The sequence below is a fragment of the Variovorax sp. RKNM96 genome (assembly GCF_017161115.1).
In the GTDB taxonomy this organism is placed as follows: Bacteria; Pseudomonadota; Gammaproteobacteria; order Burkholderiales; family Burkholderiaceae_C; genus Variovorax.
In genome coordinates this window covers 4,000,180-4,017,589 of record NZ_CP046508.1, presented here as the reverse complement: position 1 = coordinate 4,017,589, position 17,410 = coordinate 4,000,180, and the positions used below count along the sequence as shown (strand labels likewise).

Annotated in this window: 15 protein-coding genes, 1 tRNA gene and 1 riboswitch; of the genes, 3 read left to right on the top strand and 13 right to left on the bottom strand. The window is 66.2% G+C overall.

Going from position 1 to position 17,410, the window contains the following annotated elements:
- Positions 1 to 27 precede the first annotated feature (27 nt).
- The 9 genes from GNX71_RS18465 to GNX71_RS18425 form a co-directional block, all read right to left on the bottom strand.
- A complete protein-coding gene (locus GNX71_RS18465) occupies positions 28 to 618 on the bottom strand; it encodes an RNA ligase family protein (protein WP_206173663.1) in 591 nt (196 codons plus the stop codon).
- Between the two features lie 113 nt (positions 619 to 731).
- Positions 732 to 3,179, bottom strand: coding sequence for a DNA-directed RNA polymerase (locus tag GNX71_RS18460; RefSeq protein ID WP_206173662.1), 2,448 nt, complete (start codon positions 3,177 to 3,179; stop codon positions 732 to 734).
- A gap of 167 nt (positions 3,180 to 3,346) precedes the next feature.
- Complete coding sequence (locus GNX71_RS18455; RefSeq protein WP_206173661.1) at positions 3,347 to 3,682, bottom strand: hypothetical protein; 336 nt, start codon at positions 3,680 to 3,682, stop codon at positions 3,347 to 3,349.
- A 254-nt stretch (positions 3,683 to 3,936) separates the two neighbouring features.
- Positions 3,937 to 4,012 (bottom strand) — tRNA-Asn (locus tag GNX71_RS18450).
- Positions 4,013 to 4,095: 83 nt separating this feature from the next.
- Positions 4,096 to 6,258, bottom strand: a complete 2,163-nt coding sequence (locus GNX71_RS18445; RefSeq protein WP_206173660.1) for a TonB-dependent siderophore receptor — start codon at positions 6,256 to 6,258, stop codon at positions 4,096 to 4,098.
- A gap of 16 nt (positions 6,259 to 6,274) precedes the next feature.
- Positions 6,275 to 7,210: a thiamine phosphate synthase gene (thiE, locus tag GNX71_RS18440; RefSeq protein ID WP_206173659.1), complete on the bottom strand. Its 936-nt coding sequence runs from the start codon at positions 7,208 to 7,210 to the stop codon at positions 6,275 to 6,277.
- Positions 7,207 to 8,019, bottom strand: a complete 813-nt coding sequence (locus tag GNX71_RS18435) for a thiazole synthase (protein WP_206173658.1) — start codon at positions 8,017 to 8,019, stop codon at positions 7,207 to 7,209. The genes thiE and GNX71_RS18435 overlap by 4 nt, the downstream gene beginning before the upstream one ends.
- 23 nt (positions 8,020 to 8,042) lie before the next feature.
- Positions 8,043 to 8,246 (bottom strand): sulfur carrier protein ThiS, encoded by a 204-nt coding sequence (gene thiS, locus GNX71_RS18430; protein ID WP_206173657.1) that lies wholly within the window; start codon positions 8,244 to 8,246, stop codon positions 8,043 to 8,045.
- Positions 8,243 to 9,343 carry an FAD-dependent oxidoreductase gene (locus GNX71_RS18425; protein WP_206173656.1) on the bottom strand — a complete coding sequence of 367 codons (1,101 nt, stop codon included), beginning with the start codon at positions 9,341 to 9,343 and terminating at the stop codon, positions 8,243 to 8,245. The genes thiS and GNX71_RS18425 overlap by 4 nt, the downstream gene beginning before the upstream one ends.
- Before the next feature lie 140 nt (positions 9,344 to 9,483).
- Between GNX71_RS18425 and thiD the strand changes: the two genes are divergently transcribed.
- Positions 9,484 to 10,350 carry a bifunctional hydroxymethylpyrimidine kinase/phosphomethylpyrimidine kinase gene (gene thiD, locus GNX71_RS18420; protein WP_206173655.1) on the top strand — a complete coding sequence of 289 codons (867 nt, stop codon included), beginning with the start codon at positions 9,484 to 9,486 and terminating at the stop codon, positions 10,348 to 10,350.
- On the opposite strand, the gene GNX71_RS18415 is transcribed toward thiD, so the two are convergent.
- Entirely contained in the window at positions 10,295 to 11,629 is a 1,335-nt protein-coding gene (locus GNX71_RS18415; protein ID WP_206173654.1) for a cytosine permease, read from the bottom strand. The genes thiD and GNX71_RS18415 overlap by 56 nt on opposite strands.
- 76 nt (positions 11,630 to 11,705) lie before the next feature.
- Positions 11,706 to 11,813: riboswitch (TPP riboswitch) on the bottom strand.
- A 136-nt stretch (positions 11,814 to 11,949) separates the two neighbouring features.
- Between GNX71_RS18415 and GNX71_RS18410 the strand changes: the two genes are divergently transcribed.
- Positions 11,950 to 13,914: an adenylate/guanylate cyclase domain-containing protein gene (locus GNX71_RS18410; protein ID WP_206173653.1), complete on the top strand. Its 1,965-nt coding sequence runs from the start codon at positions 11,950 to 11,952 to the stop codon at positions 13,912 to 13,914.
- On the opposite strand, the gene GNX71_RS18405 is transcribed toward GNX71_RS18410, so the two are convergent.
- On the bottom strand, positions 13,895 to 14,635 hold the full coding sequence (locus GNX71_RS18405) for a TetR/AcrR family transcriptional regulator (RefSeq protein ID WP_206173652.1): 741 nt from the start codon (positions 14,633 to 14,635) through the stop codon (positions 13,895 to 13,897). The genes GNX71_RS18410 and GNX71_RS18405 overlap by 20 nt on opposite strands.
- A gap of 106 nt (positions 14,636 to 14,741) precedes the next feature.
- On the opposite strand from GNX71_RS18405, the gene GNX71_RS18400 reads away from it, so the two are divergent.
- Entirely contained in the window at positions 14,742 to 16,046 is a 1,305-nt protein-coding gene (locus GNX71_RS18400; protein ID WP_206173651.1) for an aminotransferase class III-fold pyridoxal phosphate-dependent enzyme, read from the top strand.
- Here GNX71_RS18400 and GNX71_RS18395 read toward each other — a convergent pair.
- Both GNX71_RS18395 and fdxA read right to left on the bottom strand, forming a co-directional pair.
- The gene (locus GNX71_RS18395; RefSeq protein ID WP_206173650.1) at positions 16,027 to 17,103 is read right to left on the bottom strand and encodes an NAD(P)/FAD-dependent oxidoreductase; all 1,077 of its coding nucleotides are present in this window, start codon (positions 17,101 to 17,103) and stop codon (positions 16,027 to 16,029) included. The genes GNX71_RS18400 and GNX71_RS18395 overlap by 20 nt on opposite strands.
- Positions 17,061 to 17,390: a ferredoxin FdxA gene (fdxA, locus tag GNX71_RS18390; protein WP_093240594.1), complete on the bottom strand. Its 330-nt coding sequence runs from the start codon at positions 17,388 to 17,390 to the stop codon at positions 17,061 to 17,063. The genes GNX71_RS18395 and fdxA overlap by 43 nt, the downstream gene beginning before the upstream one ends.
- Positions 17,391 to 17,410 lie beyond the last annotated feature (20 nt).

Here is a 17,410-nt window from a genome sequence, read left to right as displayed (position 1 = left end):
AAGTGGGTGTTAAGCGAGGAAGGGGGTTTAGGCGATGCCTGCCTCGGACTTAGAGACTTCATCAGCCTCGATAAGCACCTTGAAGACTTGCTTCGCGGCCGAGTGGTAAACGATGACCCCTTCGGGCTGCATGAAGCCGGGGACAGCGATAGAGCCGCTGTCTTTCAGGAACTGGTTGGCATCGTCTGCATCTTGGAAGGGCAGGATTGGCACGGCCTCGCAGCAGGCGGGCGTATTGACGCTGCCTTGGCCCCAGCGCGCCGTGTTGAACAGGGCGAAGCGCTTGTGGTCCAAGCCGTAGCCACGCTGGATGCCGGCGCCATACCACTCACCGAAGTGCTGGCCGACACCGAGCTTGAACAGCTCTTCTTCATTGGCGACGCACCATGCTGCGAATCCAAAGTTGTCGGTGTCCTTGCCGGGAGTAATCCAGCGGCTGCGGGAACCGACTCGCATCATTCGGTCGCCGCGGATGGCCACCACGTTCGTGCGGTCATCGTCGCCCTGCGTGTAGCCCCACTGGCTGATGACGATCTGGGCGTTGGTGCCATCGATCTTTTCGGTGATGACGACAGACCGCTTGAGGCGCGGCGTCTTCGGGTAGGGAACGAATTGCATGAGGTGTCCTTCAAGCGGTTGTGGGTGGTCTTTGCGAGGAAGGGGGTTTAGGCATCTCACCAATGAAAAAGGGGGCTGCCCTCTCATGAGAGACAGCCCCATAAGTGAGACGATTAGGCGAAGAAATACTCACTGGTCCTGACTTGCTCCAGGTCCAGGTCACCCATCGGCGGCAGCGGGGGCAGCTTGGACTGCAGCTCCTCAGGCAGTTGCTCCAGCAGCTCGTTGCGGAAGTTCTCCAAGACCGGCAGGCTGTACTGCTCGATGAAGGCGCCCCGCAGGTTGTCCCGCAGGAGGTCCGCATGGCCCGCGTGGCAGCCGTAGCTGTCGTGGATCATGGCGAAGTCCGTCATTCCGTCTTCCACGCAGAACAGCACAGTACGCATCAGGTGCGAGGCATCCAGCGAGTGGACGAAGTTCGGGCTGATGCCCAGAGACTGCTTACGGGTGTTCAGCTTGTCTCCGGTCCGCTCGATGGTCAGCCGGTAACGCTTCCCGACCACTTCAAAGTCCAGACGTTCCCCAATGGCCTCCCTGTAGTCCTGCACCGCAAGGAAGCCCATTGGAGTCGTCCAGCGGACAGGAAGCTGGTTGCTCGCCGCCACCTTGGCCGCCTCCTTCAGCCAGTCCATGGCCAGCTTGGCCGCCACGACCACCTGGCTGATGCTCTCGTGGTTGCAGATGGACAGGTAGTTCGCATCCTCCCCGCGGTGCTTTGCCTCAGACCCCGTGAGCTTCGCGAACAGTTGATCCCGCATGCCACGCACAGTCACGCCGTAGGGCACGGTCATGGTGTTTCGCTTGGCCAGGTCACGGGTCATCTTGCCAACCCAGCGCTGGGCGACTACATCCCCTGCCGCTGCATCAGCGTCGATGTGGACCTGAGTTAGGTTCGCCACGGCCGAGTAAATGTCCGCAGGCTTCTCCCCGGGGACCAGGCCGGTCGCCTTGCCACCGATGGGGTCCCGAAGCATCGCGCTGAAGTTCTGTAGGCCATTACAGGCTCCGTCGAAGGCCACCGGAAGGGTGCTCTCGAAGTCGGCCTGCTCGTTGCCTGCATCAACCCACGTCTGCAGCCGGGACCACTCGAAGCAGAACGCCAGGAAGGTGAACGGCGCATCCGCTTCAGTCCACCAGATGCTCTCACTTGTGGGGGCTTTGGACGTGGCTAGGATGTCTTCGGTATGCAGCTCCACCCACTCGATACGGTCCTCGAAGGACACTTTGTCGACTCCGAAGGAGTTGGCCCCATGCACCGCCAGCCAGTAGGCTCCGTTGTCACCGAGCTTCACGGCCTTCGAGAAGTGCATGAGGGCCTTGGCGGAGTCGTCGCCCTGTGGGGACAGTGAGCCGGCCACCGGGTACAGGCGGCCACGCCAATCGAGGTTGTAGACGAAGTGGAAGCGGTTGCCACACTCCACCATCTTCTCGGCCACCCAGAGCTTCTGGGTGAGCTGGATGCGCTTGCTGGCCGTCTTGGCGTTCTTCTCGTAGGTCTTGGCGGCGTCCATCTTCCAGGCGCTCAGAATGGCCGGCTCGGGGGTCTCGCCTTCAATCCAGCTCTTGGCCGGCAGGTGCTGTTCTTCACGAGGAGGCAGCAGGGGCTCATCTTTGTCCGCACCCACCATGATGGTATGACCAGACTCCCACAGCTCCTTCATGACCCCATAGACGGGCTCGTTGATGGCCCAGGCGGTGTCCTGCATGCGGTTGACCGTGGCATAGACACCATCCATGTCCCAGTCCTTGAGCTGGGTGAGGTAGTTGCGGTTGTAGGTCTTCACGAGTGGCTGGCGCAGCTCCTTGGACAGGTATCCACCGTTGAAGGGGTTCGTCCACTGGCGTGGGAAGCACACCATCGGCATGCGGACAGGGCTCATCAGCTCGCAGCGGGCATGCGACTCCTCCAGCCAGCGGCGGCAGGACTCCGAGGGCCGGAGGATGACGTTGCGGTCGGTCTTGCCGCGGACGACCAGCTCAGGCACCACGAGGCCTGCGGACTGGTGGAACAGCTCGATGAGCAAGGAGCCAAGGCGCAGCCGCGTGCTGTCGTCCCACTGGACCAGCTTGGCATCGACCCGCTCCCCACCATTGCGGATGAAGACCAGGCGGTTACGGTCGCTGGACATCTTGCCTACCCGCTTCGTGACCTGCGTGGCCAGCCGGGGGTTCATGGCACAGATGGCCTCGATGTTGATGGTCTGCTCCAGACGTGAGGCGATGGTGCCGGCCACCGAGGTGACCGTAGGGGACTCGTGAAGCCGCGAGATGCACGAGGAGGCCGTGATCCAAGCTGCAGCTTCTGCATCCAGGTCATCAAGGAAGTAGAAGACCCCAGCAGACCGGCTAGCCAGGCCCTCACGGGTCGTAACGAGCCAGGCCTTGATGGCGGCCACTAGAGGCTGCATAGCGGCCCTCACGAGCTGCTGGCCAGGCAGGAGGTTGCCGGGGCCGTCTTCGTTCAGGGTGCGGCGGTAGGCTGCGATACCCATCTCTACAGACTCGTCCTCCAGCTTGCGTTGAGCTTCAACTGGATCGATGTATGTGGTTTGCATGTTCATGGTTATTCCGATGAGGTTGCGATGAGCCGGGAGGGAGGAAGAAACAAGAGGGAAAGAGGGAGGCCAGACCCTGCTGGCATAAGGAGTATTCAAGCTACCTTTAGGTAACTTAAAGGTCCCCTCCTCAGGAGGAGGCTGCGGGCGAAGATGGGGGTTTAGGTTCAGGACTACTCGCCAGAGCCGCCGTCACCGCCATCCCCACTACCATCGCCGGTATCACCGGGACCTCCACCGCCACCATCGTTGCCGCCTTCGCCAAAGGGCGGGGGAACCACCGCGCCGCCATTGGCCACATAGGTGTCAATGAAGGTCTGGATGGCTGGGAAGCCGATGTAGAGTGGGAAGAAGGGAGCGAAGTCGGTCTTGACTTGGGAGGTGAGGTTCACCAGGGTGGAGAGGTCGGCCTGCAAGGCCTCGATGCTGAGCTGGTGCTCCGTCTGGTCGGCCTGCATGGCCATGAAAGCTGCTTCTGCTGCGAGCTGGGAAGCGTCGGGAAGGGGCATATGAGTACCTTGGTAGTTGTTCTCGAAGGTGAGATGGTATCAGAAGTGAGGCAATTGGTGCCAGATGTATTTACCCGCAGTTCTGGCACCAGAAGGGGCATGAAGTGGCACCACGCGGCACCATGGTGTTTTAGAGGAGAGGAAGGGGCGTGAAGCGGCGTGGAGGCACCACGCTATGGCACCAATTGCTGGCACCACTTCGGCAGAAACGAAAAAGGGGTAGCAGGCGCTAACCTACTACCCCTCATGTATCTTGGCTCCTCGACCTGGGCTCGAACCAGGGACCTACGGATTAACAGTCCGGCGCTCTACCAACTGAGCTATCGAGGAACAAGCCTCAGATTATAGCGTGGTTTTTTTGGCCTTCTCAAGGCTCCTCAACTTTTGCATAAAAAACTTTCGCTCGTGCATCTTCACAGCGCGACGCTCAGGCCGAGACGCAGCGTGCGAGGTGCACCGGGGAACAGGTACACATGCCCGAACTGGTAGGGCGATTCCTTCCAGTAGCGGCGATCGAACAGGTTGTCGACGGCCAGCGTCCAGCTCGTGTTCACGCCGCGCAGTTTTGTGTCGTAGCGCAGCACCGCATCGACGCGCGTCCACGAGGGCAGCGTAATCGACCCATCGGCGAGCACGTTGCGTCGTCCTTCGTGCGACAGCTGGCCCGCCACTTCGAGACCCGGCACCGCGAGCACGCGATAAGCCGCCTGCGCGCGAAGCACCTGCTTGGGCACGTTGGTCGGCCACTGTCCGTTGCTCGCGGGTTCGACGGTGCTGCCGCGGCGCTTGGCATCCATCAGCGTCATGCTGCCGCCGACGCGCCACGGGCCTTGGGTCCACTGCGCGCCGGCCTCGAGGCCGCGGTGCACGGCGCGGCCGTCGTACTTCGCTTCGCACGGCGTGATGCCGAGGCGATTGCACGCATCGAGATTGGTCATCGGACGCTGGATGTCGAACCACGCGAGCTGCCAGTTGAAGGCGTCGTTGCCGCCCTTGATGCCCAGTTCCCACTGGCGCGACTTCAGTGCAGGCAGTGCCTGGCCGGCGTTGCTGTACTGGTCACCCCGGTTCGGAACGACCTGCGACTCGACACCCTTGCCCCAGCTTGCATACGCAAGCAGCCCGGGCTGGATGGCGTAGCTGGCGGCGATCCATGGCGTGGTCACGCCTTGCTTGTAGCCCGTCGGGTCCGAGCCGTCGTTGCCGATGCTGCTGCGGTCCAATCGCGTGTGGCGGGCACCGAGCCAGGTGGTGAAGCGATCGTTCCAGCGGATCGCGTCCTGTATCGAGAGTTCTGTCGAACGCTCGTCGCGGTTGGTCTGCGGCGTGATGGCGTCGGGGCTGGGCGGCACCATGGCCGTGGCCCAGATGTTGCCCGTGCCCGCGTAGTTGTAGGCCTGGTTCTGGAAGCGGTTGCGCACCCGGCTTTGCAGCAGGCCGAATCCCAACTCGTGCCGCACGCTGCCGGTCATCACGTTGCCCTTGAGGTTCAGGCTGCCCGCGGTCTGGGTGCGGCGTTCGTTCTCGCTGCGGAAGTCGTAGACGTCGAAGGTGCCGTCGGAGCAGTAGCGGTCGTAGTTGCCTTCCGCGCCGCAGCCGAAGGCGTAGGCCAGGCGGTCGTCGGTCTTCAGGCGCTGCTGGCCGATCTGCGCGCTCCAGCGCCAGTCGGCGTTCAGCGCCTGGCTGAAGCGCACGGTGCCGGTCAGCGCCTTGAACACCGAGGGCTGCGACCACGGCTGGTTGTTGAGGTTGATGCGCGGGTCGACCGGCGCGGGCAGTACGCTGCCCAAGAGGCTGTAGCCGTTCTGGCTCGGCTGCGTCTTGCGGCTTTGCTCGACCTCGAACTCCAGCACCGAGTCGCGCGTGATGCGCCAGTCGGCCGCAAGCGAGAACATGTTGCGGTTGCCATCGAGGTTGTGAGTGAGCGGCTTCAGGTTTTCGCTCGCCACGTTGAGCCGGTAGCCGAACTGGCGGTTCTCGCCGAAGCGGCCGCCCAGGTCGAGCGCGCCGAGCACGCTGCCGCGGCTGGTGGTCTCGATGCGCACCGTGCGCAGGTCCTGCTCGGTCGGGCGCTTCACGACATAGTTGACGAGCCCACCCGGCGCGCTGGTGCCGGCCTGGATGCCGCTGGTGCCACGCAGGATCTCGACGCGCTCCTTGTTGTCGAGCGGGATCGAGGTCTCGGCGCTGATCGGCAGGCCCTCGCGCCGGTAGTTGAAGCGGTTGTCGAGCACGAAGCCGCGCACGGTCAGGTAGTCCCAGTAGCCGGCGGAGTTGTAGGCATCGGTCACCGACGAATCGAACTGCGTCAGGTCGGCGAGCCGCCGTGCGCCGCTGGCGTTCAGCTGCTTGCTGTCGATCACCGTGGCCGAGAGCGGCAGCTCGCGCAGGGGCACGTCACCGAAGCCACTGACGTCGGCCTGCGGGGCAGCCGCACCTTCATTGACGACGACTTCGCGCAGCGTTGTCTGCTGCGCGTGTGCGCTGCAGGCGGCCGCGAACAGCACGGCAGCGACCGCGTACGAGATGGGCGAGAGCGTCAGGGCCAGGGAATGTGGAAAGCGTCGTTGAGTCATTGAGGGAGGGATGTGTTCAGTTGCCGATGACGGCGCCCATGGCCGTCATCCATTGCGCGGCCGTGGCCTCGGGATCGGCGGCCGTCACCAGCGCGCGCACCACCGCGACGGAGCCCACGCCGGTGGCGAGCACCTCGGGCAGTCGCACGGCATCGATGCCGCCGATGCCCACTTGCGGATAGCCGCGCAGCAGGCGTGCATACGCCGCGAGCCGGGCCACGCCTTGCGGTGCGGTCGCCATCTTCTTGAGCGTGGTCGGGTAGACCGCACCCATCGCGATGTAGCTCGGGCTCACCGCATCGGCGCGCACCATCTCGGCATAGCCGTGTGTGCTGACGCCCAGGCGCAGGCCGGAGGCACGCAGTTGCTGCAGTTCCTCCGGCGACAGGGCATCGAGGTCTTCCTGCCCGAGGTGGATGCCATAGGCGCCCGCGGCAATGGCGACTTGCCAGTGGTCATTGATGAAGAGCAGGGCGCCCGTGCCCTGCACGGCCTCGACCGCCGCCTGGACTTCACGCGCGACGGCCTCGGCATCGTCGGACTTGAAGCGCAGTTGCACCGTCGGCACGCCGGCGCGCGCCATGCGGCCGACCCATGCCGCATCGGGCAGCACGGCGTAGAGGCCAAGCCGTTCGGGGCAGGGCAGGAAGGCGTCGTCGCGCGATGCAGGCGGAAACGAACGCATGCCGAAGTCGGCGGGCGCGTCGGGCCATCGGGCGGCGTCGAAATGACCGATGCGTTCGGTCTGCGCATGCCAGGCCAGCGCGAGGCATTCGGCATCGACCTCGATGAAGCCGAGCGCCGTGCAGGCCTGCTTGGCGCCGCGATAGACCGGTCCCTCTGAAGAGAAGGGCGTGGCACCCACGGTCGATGCGGTGATGGCGCCGAATCGCAGTCCGTGGGCGGCGACGATGGCGTGGGCGATGGAGCGTGCGTCGGTCATGCTGCTCATGCCGTGTGGTGCCAGAAGGGCGTGCCGAGCACAGGCGTGCTGGGCTGCGCAGAGTCTTGCGCGGCCATCGCGCCCGCACGCCACGCGGTGCGGCCGGCGCCTACTGCATCGGCAAAGGCACCGGCCATCGCGACGGGGTCCTGCGCGAGCGCTACGGCGGTGTTGAGCAGCACGCCGTCGTAACCCCACTCCATCACCTGGCAGGCATGCGAAGGCAGCCCGAGCCCGGCATCGACCAGCATCGGCACCTTGAGCCGCTCGCGCAGTACCTGCAGCGCGTACGGGTTGACGGGACCACGGCCGCTGCCGATGGGCGCGGCCCACGGCATCACGGCCTGGCAGCCCACGTCGACCAATCGCTGGCACACCACGAGGTCCTCGGTGCAATAAGGCAGCACCTTGAAGCCGTCGCGGATCAGCTGCGAGGCGGCGTCCACGAGGTTCAGCGTGTCGGGCTGCAGCGTGTAGTCGTCGCCGATGAGTTCGAGCTTGATCCAGGGCGTGTCGAACAGTTCGCGCGCCATCTGCGCGGTGGCGATCACCTCCTGCACGCTGTGGCAGCCGGCGGTGTTGGGCAGCACGGGCACGGCCAGCTTGCGCAGCAGCGCCCAGAAGCCGTTGCTCGTGTCGTTGCCGCCGGAGCCCTGATTGGCGGTCTGGCGGCGCAGCGACGCGGTGAGCATCGCGGGCTTCGCGCGCTGCACGGCCGCTTCGAGCAGGTCGGGCGAGGGGTAGCGCGCGGTGCCGAGCAGCAGGCGGCTCTGGAAGGTTTCTCCATAGAGAACCAACGGGTCGTTCGGGGTGGTCATGGGTGTCGTCTCCATCTCTTTTTTCAGCCGCCCGTCACGGGGCGGATCACTTCGATGCGGTCGTCGGGCTGCAGTGCGCGCGCGGCATAGGCCGAGCGCGGCACGAACTCGCGGTTCACCGCCACCGCGAACGGCGGCACGGCCTCCAGCGCAGTCAGCGCGTCGGTGAGGGTTGCGCTGTCGGGCAGCGTGAAGGGCTTGTCGTTGATCAGGATGTTCATCGTCATGCGTCGTCGGATGTCGTGGTGTCCAGGCCGAAGCCCTGCGCCAGCGTGCTGTGGCCGTTCACGAGCAGCTCCATCGCCGCATCGAGCAGCGCCGGCGCGATCATGAAACCGTGGCGGTAGAGACCGTTGATCTGCAGCACGCGCGGCTGCGGCTGGCGGATGGCGGGCAGGTTGTCGGGCAGCGTGGGGCGGCACTGCGCGGCGATCTCCACGATGCGCGCCTCGGCGAAACCGCTGTGCACCGCGTAGGCCGCACTCAGCAGTTCGAGCGTGGAGCGCACGCTGGCTGGCGACATGTCGTCGGACTCGATCTCGGTCGCGCCGATCACGAACAGGTGGTCGGGCTTCGGCGCGATATAGAGCGGATAGCGCGGATGCACCAGCCGCGTCGGGCGCTGCAGCGTGACCTCGGGCGCATGCACGCGGATCACTTCGCCGCGCACGCCGCGCAAGGCGCGCCATTGCGGACGGGCACCGAGGCCGCGGCAATCGATCACCCAGTCGGGCTGGCCTGGCGTGCCGGGCAAGAAGTCGGCCGGTACGTGCGGCGATTGCCAGTGCAGTGTGACGTTCGCATCCGCCTGGAGCGTGGCGAGCAGCGAGGCGAGCAGTGCGCGGTTGTCGAGTTGGCCTTCGCCCGGAAGGAACAGCCCCTTGGCGAAGCGCTGGCCGAGCGACGGCTCCAGCACGGCGATGCCTGCACCGTCGAGCGTCTGCATCGGCGGCAGCTCGGGCACCTGCGCGCCGGTGTGGGCGAGCACGCGTTCGAGCCGCGCGGCCTCGGTGGCGTCCTGCCGGTGCCACAGCACCAGCGTGCCTTCGCGCTGGAAGAACACGGGTTGTGCCAGCGGCGCGAGCAATTCGGGCCAGCGCGACAGCGCGTAGTGCCCCATGCGCACGACCGACACGGGCGCCACCGCCGATTCGGCCAGCGGCGCAAGCATCGCAGCCGCGACGCGGGCTGCCGCGCCTTCGGCTTCCGGGCTGCCGGCTTCGTATAGCGCGACCTTGCAACCGGCCTGTGCGAGCGCGACCGCCACTAGGCGCCCCATGAGCCCCGCGCCGATGATGGCGGCTGATTGAAACGGAACGCTCATGGCTTTGCTCCTTCCCCCTCTGGGGGAAGGTTGGGATGGGGGCGGGCAGAGCACCCGATAGATACGCTGCGTGCCCCCACCCCAACCCTCCCCCGGAAGGGGAGGGAGAAAGAAGGAACCGGTCGCCGATAATTTTCAGCATGACCCAAGGACCTTCCCCCGCGCCGCAAGCGCCCCTGCGCTACGCGCGCGTGCTCTCCATCGCCGGCTCCGACAGCGGCGGCGGCGCCGGCATCCAGGCCGATCTCAAGACCTTCGCGGCCCTCGGCTGCTACGGCATGACGGCCATCACCGCGCTCACCGCGCAGAACACGCGCGGCGTCTCGGGCATCCACGGCGTGCCGCCGGCTTTTCTCAAGGCGCAGATCCAGGCGGTGGTGGAAGACATCGGCGTCGATGCCGTCAAGCTCGGCATGCTGCATGCGCCCGAGGTGGTGGAGGTCGTCGCCTGGGCCATCGACCACTACAAGTTGCCGAACGTGGTGCTCGATCCGGTGATGGTCGCTACCAGCGGCGATCGCCTGATCGCCTCGGAAACCGTGCAAGTGCTGGTGCGCGAACTGTTCCCGCGCGCCGTGGTGGTCACGCCCAATCTCGATGAAGCGGCCTTGCTGATCGGCCATGCCATCGATGGCATCGACGCGCTCGACGGCGCGGCCGACGAGCTGTTGGCGCTCGGCGCCAAGGCCGTGCTGCTCAAGGGCGGCCATCTGCCCGGCAATGAAGTGGTCGATGTGCTGTTGCAGGCCGATGGCACGCGCAAGCGCCTGGCCTCGCAACGCATCGCAAGCCGCAACCTGCATGGCACCGGCTGCACGCTGTCGTCCGCCATCGCGGCGCACCTGGCATTGGGGTTGACGCTGCCCGAAGCCGTCGAGCGTGCACGCGCCTACATCCTCGGCGCGATGGCGGCCGGTGCGGATGTGACGGTCGGCGGGGGCCACGGTCCGCTCAACCACGGCTTTGCGCCAGTGCCGATGCATCGGTTGCAGGCGACGGCCGGCTGATCCAGGCCAGCGCGAAGGTCGCTGCCAGCGTCGGCAGGGCCGAGCCGAACTGCGGCGCCCACTTGGCGAGCGCGTGGTAAGCCGCGATGCCTGCGATCCAGATCAGCGCCGCGGCCCAGTCGATCTGGCGCGTGCCGACGGATGCCACGGTCCTTCCGCTGCCAAGCCGCCCGAGGATCACGCCGTAGAGCGGCACGAACACCGAGCTCAACAGCAGCAGGAAGGGCTCGAGCGTGTGCATCGGCAGCACCAGCGCAAGCGCGATGCACAGCGCGGCCAGCAGCAGTCCCCAGCGCTTCACGCTCCAGCGCGGCAGGAGGCTGTGCGTGGAAACCGAACCCGAATAGACATCGCCATACGCGTTGTCGAGCTCGTCGATAAGGATGAGGCCCAGCGCCACCAGCCCGCCCTGCGCGAGCAGCAGCGCGGTGACCAGGCCCGTGTCCGGCTCGGCCACGCTCACCACCATCACGCCGAGTGCATAGCACCAGATGTTGGCGAGCGCGTAGCCGATCCAGGTGCCGCTGAAAGCGCTGCCCAGGCCACCCGCGCTGCGCTTGCCGTGGCGCGCGTAGTCGGCCACCAGCGGCAGCCATGACACCGGCATCGCGATCACCAGATCGAGCGCGCCGAACATGCCCATGCTGCCGTCGCCGGGGCGCGCCCAGAAGGCGTCCAGGCCCTTGGCCTGCAGCCGCGTCGCGAACTGCCAGGTCAGCCAGAGCAGGGAGATCACCACCAGCGGCAGCCCGAAGCGGCTCACGAAGCGCCGCACCAGCTTGACCATCGAGCCCGCGAGCAGCGCCAGCAGCACCGCGCCCCAGAGCAATGTGGTGAAGACGCCGCCCCAGAATGAGCCGAGCGAAGCGCCGAAGGCGACCTGGCCGATGGCCTGCGTGCCTTCTCGCATGATCACCAGTTCGAAGGTGGTCCAGCCCACCAGCTGCACGATGTTGAGCAGCACCGGCAGCCGCGCGAAGGCGCTGCCATAGGTGGCGTGCATGAGGCCCGCGCTCGCGAGGCCGGTTTCGCAGCCGAGCCGCGCGGTCCATGCCAGGAGGCCGGCGCCGATGACGGACCCAAGCGCAATCGCCAGCGCCGCATCGCGCGTGCCCACGGCGGGCACAAGGTAGGCACCGATCTGCATCACCAGCAGCCCGACGCCCAGGCTGAACCAGAGCGAGGCGTGGTCGGTCCAGCCGAACACGCGCCGTGATGCGGGCAGGGGCGTCAGCGCCTCGTTGCCGGAGGAAATTCCGTTGTTGTCGTCGTGTGCCATCCGTTTGCTCCAGTGCAAAAGGTTTGGCAGGTGGGCGAGGCTCCAGCAGCGCTGCCGCCACGCGAGACAACGTGACAGGCCGCCGGACCAGCTTCCCTGCGCGAGGATTACCTCAGTCAGGTTCAAAGGGACTCTCTCAGTCAGCCCCGGAACGGATTCCGGCTCGACACCCCTAGCGATGCGCTCCGGCAAGCCGAAGCGCGGGGCGGATTTTATCCCCTGCGGGAAAAGCACACGACCATGGAAACCCAGGCCACGCGCAGGGCGGGGGAAAATCGCCGCCACAAGCGCATTCGAATGCGCAGGAGGAACCCCCGCACATGACAGACGACTTCACGCAGTATCCGGGCCCGGCGCAGGCCCCGCCCGCGACTTCTTCTTCACCCCGCGCACGCCTGCGCCGCTTCCGGGTCGACGTCGGCACCATCATCTGTGCGGTCGCGCTGCTTCAGTCGCTGCTGCTGGTGGCCTTCGGCTACTGGGGCGCGGAGCAGCTGGTTTCCAAGGTCGGCGAGTCGGCGCACAAGGTCAACCACGACCGCGTGGAGGACAACGTGCTCGCTTTCCTCGCCAAGACCGAAGCGCTGGTGCGCGCCATTGCACACACGCCCAGCCTGCATCCGGCGGGCCATGACGGCGACCGGACCGCCGAGCTGCTCTGGGCAGCGCTGGAACAGACGCCCGAGCTCGACAGCGTCGGCGTGGCCAGCGACGACGGGCACCTGCTGATGGCGCAGCGCTATCCGGAGGCGGCGGTGCGGCAGGTGCTGCGCGATGCAGACTTCAGCACCGAGACCTGGGAATACAAGCAGTCACCGGACGCCGATGGCGATGGCGACGACGACCCGCGGCAGCGCTACGCCACGAGCCGCATCGAGGCCTTTCGCAGCGACGACGACCCGGTGCACGAAGAATGGTTTGAGCAGGCCTTGAAGGCGCAGCACGCGCTCTGGACCGCACCTTTCGTGCTCGGCTCCGCCAAGGAGCTCGGCGTCGGGCATGCGCGGCCGAGCCTGCGGCGCGACGACGAAGGCGTGCTGCAGACGCTCGTGGTGGTGGGCAGCGTGTCGCTCGGGCATCTCTCCAGCCTCGTGCGGGTGTTCGGCGGCACGGGCCATGGCCACAGCGCCTTGCTGAGCGCCGACCACCATGTGATTGCGCGCAGCGACAACCCCCACGTCGTCCGTGTGCTGGAAGATCCCGACGACGGCGTCCTCGGCGCGCTGCACGCCCACATGCTGGCCAACGGCAGCCGGGGCTGGACCGAAGACATGGCCTTCACCCTCGATCACGGCGGGGCGCGCTACCAGGTGCAGACATCGCACATTCCGTCCACCGGCTGGCGGCTTGTCAGCTGGGAGCCCGAAGACGCGCTGCTCGGCGGGCTGCACCGGAATGTGCTCTTGTCACTGTTGCTGGCGCTGAGCTTCCTGGCCGTGGCGCTGTTCATTTCGCTGCGGTTGTCGAAGCTGGTGACCGCACCGATCGAGAGCCTCTCGCGCACGGCGCGCCGCATCGGGCGGCTGGAGCTGGACGACCTGCCGCGCGAACCGAGCCGGGTGCTCGAGATCCAGAACCTGAGCCAGGCGCTGGACGATTCGGCGCGCAGCCTCCAGGCCTTCAGCAAGTTCGTGCCGGTGGACGTGATCAAGCAACTCGTCGCCGAAGGCCATGCGCTCGTGCCGAACGGCTCGCCGCGCCGCGTGACCGCAATGTTCACCGACGTGGAAGGCTTCACCAGCATCTCGGAATCGATGGAGGCCGACGTGCTGATGCGCCAGCTGACCGAGTACTTCAACCTCGCCACGCGCGTGTTCGCGCGGCATGGCGGCGTGGTCGACAAGTTCATGGGCGACGGGATCATGGTGCTCTGGGGTGCGCCGGCGGACCTGCCGGATGCGGAGTACCAGGCCTGCATCGCCTCGCTCGAACTGCATGAAGAGATGAAGGCGCTCAACCGCAAGTGGCAGGAGGAAGGGCTCCAGGCGTTCCGAACGCGCATCGGCATCCACACCGGCGTCGTGATCGCGGGGGTGCTCGGTTCGAGTGATCGGCTGTCCTACACCGCGCTGGGCGATGTGATCAACGTGGCAAGCCGCATCGAGGGCACGAACAAGCAGCTGGGCACGCGGACGCTGATCTCCGAAGCGACATTCGCGGGGCTGGGCGGGCGACTCTCCACACGGCGGATCGAGGAGCTGACGGAGCTGCGCGGCCGGCAGACGCGCATGGTGCTGTACGAGTTGCTGGACCCGCCAGACCCCGCTACTGCTGCGAACCCTTGATCCTGCGCGCGAACGCCTCCAGCCCGTCGATGGTGATCTGGATGTGCCGCTCGAAGCTGCTGTCCAGCGGCACGGTGGTGCCGTTGTCCCAGCGGACGATGAAGGCGTTGTTGGCGAGCAGCGGCAGGTTGCGCGCCAGCACCGGATGGTCGAGCGGGCGGATGGTGTGGACCCGTTCGCGCAGTTCCTCGGCCCAGGCCTGGGTGTTGTCGGAGGGCAGAGGGGAGAACTCCATCGTCACGAAGCCCAGCATGGCCGCGATCACGCAGTTGTAGGCCTCCAGCAGCGATTGGCCCTCGAAACCGGCTTCGGTCAGCGCCTCCAGCACGCCTTCGACCAGTTCGGTCGGCAGGCTGGCGTTGGACACCAACTGCGCGCCCAGCAACTGCGCCACGTTCGGATGACGACGCACCGCAGCGCGGCAGCGGCGGAGCAGTTCGGCGATCCATTCCTGCCAGGGCAATTCCGTCGGCGGGGTGACCTCTGCCATCACCGTGGCGGCGACCTCGGCGAGCAGCGCTTCGCGCGTGCTGACGTGCCAGTGCACCGTCGCCGGATACACGCCGAGCTGCGTCGCGATCTCGCGCATGCTGAACGCGCCCAGGCCGAATGCGTCGATGTGCGCGAGCGCGGCTTCGGCGATGAGCCGCTTCGACAGCGCGCCGCCGCCGGTGGGGCGACCGGCGGTCTTGGGTTTGGGCTCGGGGGCGGTTTTTTTCATGGAGATGGGCGTTGTGCAGCGGGCGAATTGATTGTATAAATATTATTAATTGAGCAGTGATCAATTAGCCGGGCCGAAAGGCCGCCCATCTTTCAAGGACCGCTCCATGACCGACGCCGCCATCGACCAAGCCCTCGCCGGGGTGCATCAACGCTTCACAGATGGCAACCCCGCGAGCCGGCGCCAGTTCGACGAGCAGACGCGCTACATGCCCGGCGCCAATACGCGATCGGTGCTGTTCTACGCGCCGTTTCCGCTCACCATTGCCAAAGGCGAGGGCGCGGCGCTGTGGGACGCCGATGGCCATCGCTATGCCGACTTCATCGCCGAGTACACGGCCGGCGTCTACGGCCACTCGGCGCCCGAGATCCGCGAGGCGGTCATCGAGGCCATGCAGAGCGGCATCAACCTCACCGGGCACAACCTGCTCGAAGGCCGGCTGGCAAAGACCATCTGCGAGCGCTTTCCGCAGATCGAGCAGCTGCGCTTCACCAACTCGGGCACCGAGGCGAACCTGATGGCGCTCACGGCCGCGCTGCACTTCACGGGGCGGCGAAAGATCGTGGTCTTCTCGGGTGGCTATCACGGCGGGGTGCTCGGCTTCGGCGACAAGCCTTCACCGACGACCGTGCCATTCGACTTCCTCGTGCTGCCCTACAACGATGCGCAGCGCGCGAGTGAGGAAATCGCCAGGCACGGCCCGGAGATCGCCGCCATCCTGGTCGAGCCGATGCAGGGGGCAAGCGGGTGCATTCCGGGGCGGCTCGATTTCCTGCAGGCGCTGCGCAACGGTGCCACCCGGGTAGGTGCGTTGCTGGTCTTCGATGAGGTCATGACCTCGCGCCTTGCGCCGCACGGGCTGGCCAACAAGCTGGGCATCAAGTCCGACCTCACCACGCTGGGCAAGTACATCGGTGGCGGCATGTCGTTCGGCGCTTTCGGCGGGCGCGCGGACGTGATGGCGCTGTTCGATCCGCGTACCGGGCCGCTCGCGCATTCCGGCACCTTCAACAACAACGTAATGACGATGGCGGCCGGGTATGCGGGGCTCACGAAGCTCTTCACGCCCGAGGCGGCCGGTGTGCTGGCTGAACGTGGTGAAGCGATGCGGGAACGGCTCAACGCGCTGTGCGCAAAAGAGGGCGTGGCCATGCAGTTCACCGGCGTCGGCTCGCTGATGAATGCGCATTTCGTCGGTGGCGAAGTCCGGCAGGTGGACGATCTTGCGGCGGTCGATGGGCGCCTGCGTCAGCTGCTGTTCTTCCACCTGCTGAGCCAGGGCATCTATACGTCGCCGCGCGGCTTCGTCGTGCTGTCGCTGCCGTTGTCCGATGCGGATATCGACGGCTACGTTGCCGCCATCGGCAGCTTCATCGGCGAATACCGGGCGCTTATGCCTGGCGCGAAGTAGCCACGCCCAGCAGCTCGTGCAGCCGGGTGCTGGTGGTCGTGTACTGTAGCGGAACCGCCTTGCCCGGGAACACGATGGCGGTGGCGCCCCAGGCCGCCAGCGTCGCTTCGTGGAAGCCGCAGACGATGAGCTTCTTCTTGCCCGGGTAAGTGTTGATGTCGCCCACCGCGAACACGCCGCGCTCGCGCGTTTCGTACTTCTCGGTGTCGACAGGCACCTGCTTGCGCTCGAGCTCCAGGCCCCAGTCCGCAATGGGGCCGAGGCGCGGGGAAATGCCGAGGCACGCGATCAGCGCATCGAGCGGCAGGTCGACGGTCGTGGCATCGGGCGTGGTGATCTGCAATTGTTTGCCGTCGAAGGCGGTCGGCTGCCCGACCTTGAAGGCCAGCTTACCTGCGGCCACGAGGGCACGCATGGCGGCGATGTTCGCTTCATCGGCCTGGAAGCCGTCGCGTCTGTGGACCAGCGTGACCTGCCCGGCGATAGCCGTGAGCGCCATGGCGGTTTCGAGCGCGATGTCGTCGCCGCCATTCACCACCACCGTCTGCCCCGCAAAGCGATCCAGTGATTCGGGGTGATAGAAAAGCGAAATGCCTTCGAACTGTGCGATGCCCTCGAGCGTGATGCGCTTGGGCACGAAGGCTCCGACGCCGGCCGCGATGAACACCGTCTTCGCGAGGAACGCCTTGCCGGCCGACGTGGTCAGCAGCAGGCGCCCGTCGTCCTGCCGGGCGAGCGTGGCGACCTGCTCGCCGAAATGAAACTGCGGCTTGAACGGCGCCACCTGCGCGAGCAGCGATTGCGCAAGGTCGCGCCCGCTGGTCACCGGCGTGCCGGGAATGTCGTAGATCGGCTTGTCGCCATAGAGCGCCACGCACTGGCCGCCCGCGGCGGGCAGTGCATCGACGATATGGCTGGAGATTTCAAGCAGGCCCAGCTGAAAGGCCTGGAACAGCCCGACAGGGCCGGCACCGACGATCAGGGCGTCGGTTTCGATGGGGGCAGGCAGCGCGCTCAGCGCACCAGCTCCCCGACCTTGTCGGTCTTGTCTTTCCACTCTTCGGCGTCAGGCAGGGCGGGCTTGCGCTTGGTGATGCTCTTCCAGCCGTCGGCCACGGCCAGCTCGGCATTGATCTTGATGAAGGCGATCTGGTTGGCCGGAAGGTCTTCCTCGGCGTAGATCGCGTTGACCGGGCACTCGGGAATGCAGACCGCGCAGTCGATGCATTCATCCGGGTCGATCACCAGCATGTTGGGACCTTCGCGGAAGCAGTCGACGGGGCAAACGTCCACGCAGTCGGTGTATTTGCAACGGATGCAGGCTTCGGAAACGACGTGGGTCATTTGTCTTTTAAACGTCAGTT